12 protein-coding genes are annotated in these 9,495 nt (G+C 61.9%); 3 read left to right on the plus strand and 9 right to left on the minus strand.

From position 1 onward, the window contains the following. On the plus strand, window positions 1-750 hold a 750-nt coding region (gene moaA, locus KBT70_RS19715), incomplete at its 5' end, for a GTP 3',8-cyclase MoaA (RefSeq protein ID WP_296638111.1). Window positions 751-829: 79 nt separating this feature from the next. Here moaA and KBT70_RS19720 read toward each other — a convergent pair. Then, entirely contained in the window at window positions 830-1,534 is a 705-nt protein-coding gene (locus tag KBT70_RS19720) for a DUF1223 domain-containing protein (protein ID WP_296638113.1), read from the minus strand. 247 nt (window positions 1,535-1,781) lie between these two features. Here KBT70_RS19720 and acnA point away from each other — a divergent pair, with 247 nt between their 5' ends. Together acnA and KBT70_RS19730 are read left to right on the plus strand one after the other, a co-directional pair. Further along, the gene (gene acnA / locus KBT70_RS19725) at window positions 1,782-4,532 is read left to right on the plus strand and encodes an aconitate hydratase AcnA (protein WP_296638114.1); all 2,751 of its coding nucleotides are present in this window, start codon (window positions 1,782-1,784) and stop codon (window positions 4,530-4,532) included. Window positions 4,533-4,734: 202 nt separating this feature from the next. After that, a complete protein-coding gene (locus KBT70_RS19730; RefSeq protein ID WP_296638115.1) occupies window positions 4,735-4,878 on the plus strand; it encodes a hypothetical protein in 144 nt (47 codons plus the stop codon). Window positions 4,879-4,955: 77 nt separating this feature from the next. Here the strand turns inward: KBT70_RS19730 and KBT70_RS19735 are convergent, their stop codons facing one another. From KBT70_RS19735 to secF, 8 genes are all read right to left on the minus strand, one after another. After that, the gene (locus KBT70_RS19735) at window positions 4,956-5,489 is read right to left on the minus strand and encodes a DsbE family thiol:disulfide interchange protein (protein ID WP_296638118.1); all 534 of its coding nucleotides are present in this window, start codon (window positions 5,487-5,489) and stop codon (window positions 4,956-4,958) included. After that, entirely contained in the window at window positions 5,482-5,640 is a 159-nt protein-coding gene (ccmD, locus tag KBT70_RS19740) for a heme exporter protein CcmD (RefSeq protein ID WP_296638119.1), read from the minus strand. Before ccmD ends, KBT70_RS19735 begins: the two co-directional genes overlap by 8 nt. Beyond that, the gene (locus KBT70_RS19745; protein WP_296638121.1) at window positions 5,637-6,377 is read right to left on the minus strand and encodes a heme ABC transporter permease; all 741 of its coding nucleotides are present in this window, start codon (window positions 6,375-6,377) and stop codon (window positions 5,637-5,639) included. The genes ccmD and KBT70_RS19745 overlap by 4 nt, the downstream gene beginning before the upstream one ends. A gap of 16 nt (window positions 6,378-6,393) precedes the next feature. After that, window positions 6,394-7,050: a heme exporter protein CcmB gene (gene ccmB, locus KBT70_RS19750; RefSeq protein WP_296638123.1), complete on the minus strand. Its 657-nt coding sequence runs from the start codon at window positions 7,048-7,050 to the stop codon at window positions 6,394-6,396. Further along, window positions 7,047-7,664 carry a heme ABC exporter ATP-binding protein CcmA gene (gene ccmA / locus KBT70_RS19755; RefSeq protein ID WP_296638124.1) on the minus strand — a complete coding sequence of 206 codons (618 nt, stop codon included), beginning with the start codon at window positions 7,662-7,664 and terminating at the stop codon, window positions 7,047-7,049. The genes ccmB and ccmA overlap by 4 nt, the downstream gene beginning before the upstream one ends. A 56-nt stretch (window positions 7,665-7,720) precedes the next feature. Then, a complete protein-coding gene (locus KBT70_RS19760; RefSeq protein WP_296638125.1) occupies window positions 7,721-8,074 on the minus strand; it encodes an Mth938-like domain-containing protein in 354 nt (117 codons plus the stop codon). Window positions 8,075-8,077: 3 nt separating this feature from the next. After that, window positions 8,078-8,839, minus strand: a complete 762-nt coding sequence (locus tag KBT70_RS19765) for a sulfite exporter TauE/SafE family protein (RefSeq protein ID WP_296638143.1) — start codon at window positions 8,837-8,839, stop codon at window positions 8,078-8,080. Then, the coding region (secF, locus tag KBT70_RS19770; RefSeq protein ID WP_296638144.1) for a protein translocase subunit SecF at window positions 8,832-9,495 on the minus strand (664 nt) is incomplete at its 5' end. The genes secF and KBT70_RS19765, both read right to left, overlap by 8 nt.

The following is a 9,495-nucleotide window of genomic DNA, read 5'->3' on the forward strand; positions in this document are numbered from 1 at the left end:
CGCCATCTGGAATCGGGCGCACTCAAGGAACTGACCCTCACCACCAACGGCAGCCAGATGGAACGCTTCGCAGGCGATCTCTATGCAGCCGGCGTGCGCCGGGTGAATATCTCGCTCGACACGCTCGATGATCAGAAATTCGCCGACATCACCCGCTGGGGCCGCCTGCCCCAGGTGCTCAAAGGCATCGACGCGGCCCAAAATGCGGGGCTGCGCGTCAAGATCAACACCGTGGCGCTCAAGGGCTTCAACGAGGACGAGCTTTTCACCCTGACCGAGTGGTGCGCCTCCCGCGACATGGACCTCACCTTCATCGAGGTGATGCCGATGGGCGACATTGGCAACGAAGACCGCTTGGGCCAATACTGGAAACTCTCCGACCTGCGTGCCCGCCTCGGCGAACGCTTCACCCTCACCGAGTTGACCGAGCGCAGCGGCGGCCCCGCCCGCTATGTGCGCCTTGAGGAAACCGGCCAGAAAATCGGCTTCATCACGCCGCTCACGCATAATTTCTGCGAAAGCTGCAACCGCGTGCGCCTCACCTGCACCGGCGAGCTCTACATGTGCTTGGGCCAAGAGGATATGGCCGACCTGCGCGCGCCTCTGCGCAACAACCCCGGCAGCGACACCATGCTCGAAGCGGCGATTCGCGCGGCGATCACCCGCAAACCCAAAGGCCATGATTTCGACTATTCACGCCAGACCGTCGATGGCCGCGTCTCGCGCCACATGAGCCACACAGGCGGATAACACCGCAGAGGCGCCCCGAGACCCGCCGCGTTCATCGTTCACAAAATACTCAAAAAGACGCCCGCGCAGGGCCGCGCCCTTACTGCAGATGCGCGACCGCCTCGATCGTGCCGAAATCGACATATTGCAACAGCACGATGGCCTTGTCCTCGCGCGCCAGCGACAGGTCAAGGTCGAGCGGTTCACGGCTGTCCCAGACGGTGAGCGGCGTCATCTCGGTCACGATATTGACATAGGTGATGGTCCGGCCCGCATTCTCGCCATGCGCGATCGCCACCGTTTCCTTGGGAATATAGCGCACCAGTTGCACCAAAAGCGGCATGCTGCGCGCAGGCTCTGCCCGCGCCGAAATCCGCACCCGCGCCTCGTCGCGCACCACCTCGACGGCGATTCCATTATGCGTCTCGGCCCGGTGCCGCGCGATCAGCGCCTCGACATCCTCGAACCGCGTGCCAACGACGTGATCGGACCCGTTGATGATCATCTGCGGCGTATAGACCATCTTGCGCTCGCCCGCCTTGGCATAGCCACGCTGCCGGGCGCTGTTGTCGGGACTGCCGAAACTGTCCTCCCAGCCGATGTAATCCCAGTAATCCACATGCAGCGACAGCGCGATCACATCCTCCCGCGCAGCGAGGTCCTGAAAATACGCATCCGCAGGCGGACAAGAGGCGCACCCCTGCGAGGTAAAGAGCTCAACCACCACAGGCCGATCCTCCGCACCCGCCTGTGCCGCCCAGAGGGACAAAAGCCCTGCGCATACGCTCGCTGCCACGTGTCGCATATCGTTCGTCTTCCCGCTCGGTCTGCAAAGCCACATTCGGAACATATCATATCCGTGCCCCTACGTATCTAGGCCGCATGCCCCGCAATAACCAATCAAGGTTTCGAGAGTCGGGGGGGAATTCCTGAAATATCGATCAATTGTGTGCAATAGTATACAAATATTCCTACCCCCCTCTTGATCGGGCGTTTCAAATCGGTCAGAAGCATGGGCAAGTGATCCAGCCTCGACCATGAAAGGACGGCCCATGCCCATCAGCGTCGGACAAGACAGCGCCAAGACCCGCAAGACCCTCACCGTCGGCGACCAGACCGTCGCCTATTACTCGATCACGGCCGCTGAAGAGGCCGGGCTTGGCGATTTCTCGCGCCTTCCCGCCGCCCTCAAGGTGGTGCTGGAAAACATGCTGCGCTTCGAGGATGGCAAGACCGTCTCGCTTGACGACATCCGCGCCTTTTCCGAATGGGCGGCGAATGGCGGCAGCGCCAATCGCGAACTGGCGTATCGCCCGGCGCGCGTGTTGATGCAGGATTTCACCGGCGTTCCGGCTGTCGTCGATCTCGCCGCGATGCGCGACGGCATCGTGGCGCTTGGTGGCGACGCCCAGCAGATCAACCCGCTCAATCCCGTGGACCTCGTCATCGACCACTCGGTGATGATCGACGAATTCGGCAATCCCCGCGCCTTCCAGATGAACGTCGACCGCGAATACGAGCGCAACATGGAGCGCTACCAGTTCCTGAAATGGGGCCAGGGTGCGTTCAACAATTTCCGCGTCGTGCCGCCGGGCACCGGCATCTGCCATCAGGTCAATCTCGAATATCTGGCCCAGACCGTCTGGACCGACACCGACCAGCATGGCCAAACCGTGGCCTATCCCGATACGCTCGTCGGCACCGACAGCCACACCACCATGGTCAACGGCATGGCCGTCCTTGGCTGGGGCGTGGGCGGGATCGAGGCCGAGGCCGCGATGCTGGGTCAGCCGATTTCCATGCTCATCCCCGAGGTTGTGGGCTTTGAGTTGACCGGCCGCATGGTCGAAGGCACGACCGGCACCGATCTCGTGCTCAAGGTCGTGGAACTCCTGCGCAAAAAGGGCGTGGTGGGCAAATTCGTCGAATTCTTCGGCGCGGGGCTCGATCACCTGCCGCTGGCGGACCGCGCCACCATCGCCAATATGGCGCCCGAATACGGTGCCACCTGCGGCTTCTTCCCGATTGACGACGAGACCCTGCGCTACCTGCGCAACACCGGGCGCGACGAGGCCCGCGTCGAACTGGTCGAGGCCTATGCCAAGCTCAACGGCTTCTGGCGCGGCTCCGATTACGCCCCCGTCTACACCGACACGCTGCATCTCGACATGGGCACCATCGTGCCCGCCATCTCGGGGCCGAAACGCCCGCAGGATTACGTCACCCTCGACAAATCCGCCGCGTCCTTCCTTGATGTCGTGTCGCAATATCGCGGCAAGGATGCCAGCCCCGCCGCCGCCGACATGGCCGCCGAAGGCCCGGCCACGGCCGTCGCCGCCGACCCGCGCAAATCGGTCAAGGTCAAAGGCGAGGACTATACCATCCGTGACGGTTCGGTCGTGATCGCCTCGATCACCTCCTGCACCAACACCTCCAACCCTTACGTGATGATCGGCGCGGGCCTCGTCGCCCGCAAGGCGCGCGCGCTTGGTCTCAACCGCAAGCCTTGGGTCAAGACCTCGCTTGCGCCCGGCTCGCAGGTCGTCTCGGCCTATCTCGAAGCGGCTGGGCTGCAAGAGGATCTCGATGCCATCGGCTTCAACCTCGTGGGCTATGGCTGCACCACCTGCATCGGCAACTCCGGCCCCCTGCAAAAAGAAATCTCCGAGGCCATCGCCGAAGGCGACCTCATGGCCACCTCCGTGCTCTCGGGCAACCGCAATTTCGAGGGGCGCATTTCCCCCGATGTGCGCGCCAATTACCTCGCCTCGCCGCCCCTCGTCGTGGCCTATGCCATCGCGGGCGACATGAACATCGACCTCACCACCGAACCTCTGGGCACCGACCAGAGCGGCAATCCCGTCTATCTCAAGGACATCTGGCCCAGCCAAAAAGAGATCGCCGAACTGGTAGAACGCACCGTCACGCGCGAGGCGTTCCAGTCGAAGTATGCCGATGTCTTCAAAGGCGACGAGATGTGGCAGGCCGTCGAGACCTCCGAAGGCGAGACTTACGATTGGCCCGCGCAATCGACCTATGTGCAAAACCCGCCCTATTTCAAAGGCATGGCCAAAGAGCCGGGCACCATCTCCAATATCTCGGGCGCGCGCGTGCTCGCGCTCTTGGGCGATATGGTCACGACCGACCATATCTCGCCTGCCGGCTCCTTCAAGGAAACCACCCCCGCCGGCAAATACCTGACCGAGCGTCAGGTGCCGGTGCGCGAGTTCAACTCCTACGGCTCGCGGCGCGGCAACCACGAGGTGATGATGCGCGGCACCTTCGCCAATATCCGCATCCGCAACGAGATGCTCGATGGTGTCGAGGGCGGCTATACCAAAGGGCCGGACGGCGCGCAGACCTCGATCTTTGACGCCTCCATGGCCTATCAAGAGGCGGGCACGCCGCTGGTGATCTTTGGCGGCGAACAGTATGGCGCGGGCTCTTCGCGTGACTGGGCGGCCAAGGGCACGGCGCTTCTGGGGGTCAAGGCCGTGATCGCCGAGAGTTTCGAGCGTATCCACCGCTCCAACCTCGTCGGCATGGGCGTCATCCCGTTCGAGTTCACAGGCGGCGATACGCGCAAGTCGCTGGCCCTCACCGGTGAGGAAACCGTGGCCATCTCGGGCCTTGATACGATCAAGCCGCTGGCCGAGGTGCCCTGCACGATCACCTATGCCGATGGCACGACCAAAACGATCACGCTCAAATGCCGGATCGATACCGCGATCGAGATCGAATATATCGAACATGGCGGCGTGCTGCATTACGTGCTGCGCAACCTCGCCAAATCCGCGGCCTGAGTTTCCACGCGGTCTCATCGACAGGGCGGCCCCTCATCCGGGCCGCCTTTTTCATATCCTGCGCAGAGTTCCGCCTGCGACGCCCAATTTCCGGCCATTCCCCGCCGGTCCAACGCCCCTGATGCCATTGTGAGGTGATTCCCCTTTTTCCGTAATGCCCGCACCCCAATCTTGAGGGCAGGAGATTGAGAAAGGGTAAATCATGCGCACAACCGCACTCATCCTCGCCCAGGCCGGGCTGATCAGCCTGCTCGCTGTCTATGGTGCCTATGGCGACAATCCCAAGCAGACCTCCTGTCCGCTGCCCGCGACCAACAGCGCGCAGGCCTGCACGGTGCCGGAATGACGGGGGCGCCGGACCTTACAATATCTGCGTGCAAACCTTACCAAGTGTAAGGTTGCGCGCCTTGGGGCCTAACGCCTCTAGCGCGCGGCCTCAATGGCGGGCAAAATCGTGCTCTGCATCACCCGTTCGGTGATCGGCCCGGCAAAGCGAAGAACGATATTGCCTTTGCCATCAATGACATAGGTCTCAGGCACGCCATAGACGCCCCAATCCAGCGCCATCCGCCCGCTCTCATCCGCGCCCATGGCAGCATAAGGATTTCCAAGTTCCTTCAAGAAATTCAAGGCGTTATCGGCCTTATCCTTGTAATTCACACCGTAAATCGTGATCCCGTCCTTCGCCAGTTTCTCAAGGTTGGGATGCTCCACCCGACAGGGCGCACACCAGCTTGCCCAATAGTTCACCAGTTTGACCGTTCCGCCCCGTAAATCACTGTCTTCAAATGGTTTTCCCTCCCCAAGCGGCGTCACCACCACCGCCGGTGCCGCCTTGCCCGCCAAGGCCGAGGGCAACTCATTGGGGTTGTCCCGCTGCAAGCCGACAAAGGCCAGACCGGCAAACGCCGCAAAGATCACCAGCGGCAGAACCATCATGGGCGAGATTTTAGCCATTCGATTTCACCTTTTTTTCAACCTCTTGCAGCTCGTTTTTGATGCGGTTCGAGCGCCGCACAGACACCGCGATCAGCACCGCGATGAGCAGGATCGACACCGCATAAGACGACAGAACTGCCTCTGCGTATTTCCCCAAGTCCGGCATCATGCCCCCATCCTCTCACGTGCCAAGAGCGCCCGCATCCGCCGCGCGCGGATTTCCGTGCGCGTCCGCATCAACACCAAGGCTATGAAAAGAAAAACAAATCCTGCCATACAGACCAGCAGCGGATACCAGAAAACATCCGCAACATTCTCCTCCTTGTCGAGGCTGAGCGACGCCCCTTGATGCAGTCCCTGGTTCCAGAAATTGACCGCATAGCGGCTGAGCAGGGCGAAAACCGATCCGACAAGGCAGAGAATACTGGTCAGATCCGCCGCCGTGTCGTCATTCTCGATCGCTTCCCACAGGGCTATGTATCCGAGATAAAAGAGAAAAAGGATGAGAAAGCTGGTCAGCCGCGGGTCCCAGGCCCACCAAGTGCCCCACATCGGCTGCCCCCAAATTGCGCCTGTCACAAGCGCGATGACCGTCATCACCATGCCCACCGGTGCCGCCGCCCGCGCCGCCAGCGCGCTCACATGATGCCGCCGCACGATCCAGATCAGCGATGTGACCAGCATCATCAACCAGGCATTGATCGCCATAAGCGCGCTAGGCACATGTAAATAAATGATTTTTACCGTCGATCCCTGGCGGTAATCCTCTGGCGTAAAGAAGAAGCCCCAGATCAGCCCCCCCACCAACGTCACCGCCGCCAGCCCCGCGAACCAAGGCAAGAGCCGGTCCGTGGTCTGGATGAATTTCTTGGGATTGGCATATTCCCAGAATGCGTTCAGGTTCATCGTGTTTCCCGTGTCATCAGCGCAGGTTCACTCTCAATACCGCAGCCGAGGCAAAAGGCAAAAGCGCGATGGTGCCGCAGGTAATCCCCGCCAGCATCAAGAGCGGGGTCGTCACGTCAAACCCTTCCGCCCCACGCCGCGCCACCTCGGCCCCAAAGATCAATGTAGGCACATAGAGCGGCAGCACAAGCAGGCTGAGCAACAGCCCCCCTCGCTTGAGCCCAACGGTCAGCGCCGCCCCGAATGTGCCGATCACGCTGAGGGCGGGCGTTCCCAGAAAAAGTGATATTATCAACCACTTATAGCCCGCTTCTGAGAGGTTGAGCAGCAGGCCCAGCACCGGTGCCGCCGCCACCAGCGGCAGGCCCGTTGTCAGCCAATGCGCGAGCGCCTTGACGCTGACGATCCCCTCCATCGGCAAGGGCGAGGTGGCCAAGAGGTCGAGGCTCCCATCCTCCCAATCCAGCGCCAGAATGCGGTCGAGCGACAGCAGACACGCCAGCAGCGCCCCCAACCACAGGATACCGGGGGCAATCACCGTCAAAAGCGCGCTTTGCGGTCCGACCCCAAAGGGCACCAGCACCACGACGATCAGGAAAAACGACAACCCCAAACCAAAGCCACCGCCCGCGCGCATCGCCAGCCGAATATCCCGCAGGAGCAGCGCAATCATAGGAACGCCCCGTCAAAATCGTGATCTGCCAAAGGCTTGGCACGATATCCCGCGACGTCGAGCACCTGCGCTTCACCCAAGCCAAGGTCGATGTGCGTGGCCATGAGCGCCATGCCCCCCGCTGCCAGATGCCCGCGCACGGCGCGCACGAACATCGCCACCGCCTCGGTGTCGAGCGACACGGTCGGCTCATCCAGCACCCAGATTGCTCGCCCCGTCACCAAAAGCCGTGCCAATCCCAGACGCCGCTTTTGCCCAGCCGAGAGTGCGCCCGCCGGGCGGGTCGCCAGCGGGCCAAGGTTGAACGCCTCAATCGCCGTCAAATAGTCTTTATGGCCAAATACTTCCGCCCAGAACTTCAAGTTCTCGGTGACGGTCAGCGTGGCCTTGATCCCGTCCGAATGTCCGGCATAGACAAGGCTTTCGGGCGGCACCGCGATCCGCCCTGAGACGGGGGGTTGTAGCCCCGCCACCGTCCGCAAGAGCGTGGTCTTGCCGATCCCGTTCGGCCCCCGCACCACAAGCACCTGACCGGGGGCGAGCGTGAAACTCACCCCTTCCAGCACGGCAATTCCACCGCGCGCGATTGTCAGATCAGAGACTTCGAGCATCATGCGCCTTGCTTAACCCAATGCAATACCATCGAAAAGCGCCATAAGCGCGCGGATCGTCACACAGGCAACACCGCCGCCGCCACCCGGCGTCCCTCGGACAAGAGCACGTTATAGGTGCGACAGGCGGCGGGCGAGTTCATGCTCTCGACACCTAATCCTGCCGCTTCAAGTTCCGCCCGCAACCTGCTGGGAATATGTGCTATTTCCGCGCCTGTCCCGATAAAGACCACGTCAACCTCCGACACGAGGGCCAGCAGCGATGCCGCATCGTCATAGCCACCCCATGTGCGCGCGCCCTTGGGCGTGACCAGAATGGCCCCCTCCATCACCTGCCCGGCCACCCGAAAGAACCCCGGCCCATAGCCGTCAATCGGCGTCGCCCCGTCAAAGCTGATTTCCGTCATCCGCATCGCTTATCCTTCTGTCACCCAGATCGGCAAGCCGCTCACCACGGCAAGGCCGATCACCGCATAGGCCGCCCAACGATAGAGCCGCTCGTGACGCGGGTCAAAGAGCGATTGCCCGATCAGCGATGTGATGAAATAGGGCACCGCAAGTGTCAGTGCCAAAAGGAAAATCTGCCCGCTGATCGCCCCGCGCAAGAGCAGGTTGATCACAATCACAACATCCAGAGCCGCCAGAAACAGGATCGTATTGGCCCGCACCGATTGCGCCACCGATTGCCCGGCGAGGTAAAAGAGGATCACCACCGGGCCGGTCAGTCCCGTCAATCCACCAATCACCCCGGCCACCGCACCAATCGCCAGCAGCATCCCGCGCCCCACCTGCCCGGAGAACCGCCAGCCCGTGATCAGCGCCGCCAGCGTCAGCGCGCCAACTGCGGCCACCACCCAACGAATGCTGACCGGATCGAGCCGCGCCATGAGCCAGAGACCAATCGGCACGGTCACCAGTGCCGCGAGCGCCAGCACCCCCACTTCGCGGCGATCCGCCTGCGACCATGCCCTTGGCAACAGCGCCGAGGTGCTGGCAATGCCCGTCAGCGTGATCACCCCCACGATGATCTCGGGCGGCAGGAAGATCCCCGCCACCGGCACAAAGATCAGCGCCGTGCCGAACCCGGTAAACCCCCGCACGATCCCCGCCAGCCCGATCGCCAGCAAGAGCCAAGGAAGCCCCGGCGTGTCCCAGACCGCGCTCAGCGCCTCAGGCATCTATATTGGCAAACTGCGTTCCCGCATTGGCATCCGGTTTGGACCAGTCGCGCTTGATGCCCAGCCACATCAGCACCGTGCTGGCCACGAAGATCGACGAATAAGTGCCCACGATAACACCCCAGATCATCGCAAAGACAAAGCCCCGGATCACATCACCGCCAAGGAAATAGAGCGCCAAAAGCGCCAAAAGCGTCGTGACCGAGGTCATCATCGTCCGGCTCAGCGTCTCGTTGATCGACAAGTTCAAAACTTCGCGCAGCGGCACTTGCTTGTATTTGCGCAGGTTCTCGCGCACCCGGTCAAACACCACCACCGTGTCGTTCAGCGAATAGCCCACAAGCGTCAAGAGCGCCGCGATGATGGCCAGATCAAACTGGATCTGCAACTCCGAGAACACCCCCACCGTCAGCGCCACGTCATGCACAAGCGCAATCACCGCACCGACCGCGAATTGCCATTCGAACCGCATCCAGATGTAGATCAGCACCGCCCCAATGGCGAGCACGACCGCCAGGATCGCAGTCTGGATCAACTCGCCCGACACCTTCGGCCCAACGCTTTCGACGGATGTAAACTGAATATCCGGCACCGCCTGCTGCAACGCGGCCTCGACCGCCGCGATGGTTTCAGGCGACACGCTCTCGGTCTCGTCC

This window comes from Roseovarius sp. (assembly GCF_018066915.1).
Classification (GTDB): Bacteria; Pseudomonadota; Alphaproteobacteria; order Rhodobacterales; family Rhodobacteraceae; genus Roseovarius.

Excerpts from the sequence above, each read along its gene's own strand:
- acnA (WP_296638114.1), top strand. The coding sequence starts at position 1,782 with ATGCCCATCAGCGTCGGACAAGACAGCGCCAAGACCCGCAAGACCCTC.
- KBT70_RS19760 (WP_296638125.1), bottom strand. The coding sequence starts at position 8,074 with ATGCGGATGACGGAAATCAGCTTTGACGGGGCGACGCCGATTGACGGC.
- KBT70_RS19745 (WP_296638121.1), bottom strand. The coding sequence starts at position 6,377 with ATGAACCTGAACGCATTCTGGGAATATGCCAATCCCAAGAAATTCATC.
- KBT70_RS19735 (WP_296638118.1), bottom strand. The coding sequence starts at position 5,489 with ATGGCTAAAATCTCGCCCATGATGGTTCTGCCGCTGGTGATCTTTGCG.
- ccmD (WP_296638119.1), bottom strand. The coding sequence starts at position 5,640 with ATGATGCCGGACTTGGGGAAATACGCAGAGGCAGTTCTGTCGTCTTAT.
- ccmB (WP_296638123.1), bottom strand. The coding sequence starts at position 7,050 with ATGATTGCGCTGCTCCTGCGGGATATTCGGCTGGCGATGCGCGCGGGC.
- KBT70_RS19720 (WP_296638113.1), bottom strand. The coding sequence starts at position 1,534 with ATGCGACACGTGGCAGCGAGCGTATGCGCAGGGCTTTTGTCCCTCTGG.
- KBT70_RS19765 (WP_296638143.1), bottom strand. The coding sequence starts at position 8,839 with ATGCCTGAGGCGCTGAGCGCGGTCTGGGACACGCCGGGGCTTCCTTGG.
- KBT70_RS19730 (WP_296638115.1), top strand. The coding sequence starts at position 4,735 with ATGCGCACAACCGCACTCATCCTCGCCCAGGCCGGGCTGATCAGCCTG.
- ccmA (WP_296638124.1), bottom strand. The coding sequence starts at position 7,664 with ATGATGCTCGAAGTCTCTGATCTGACAATCGCGCGCGGTGGAATTGCC.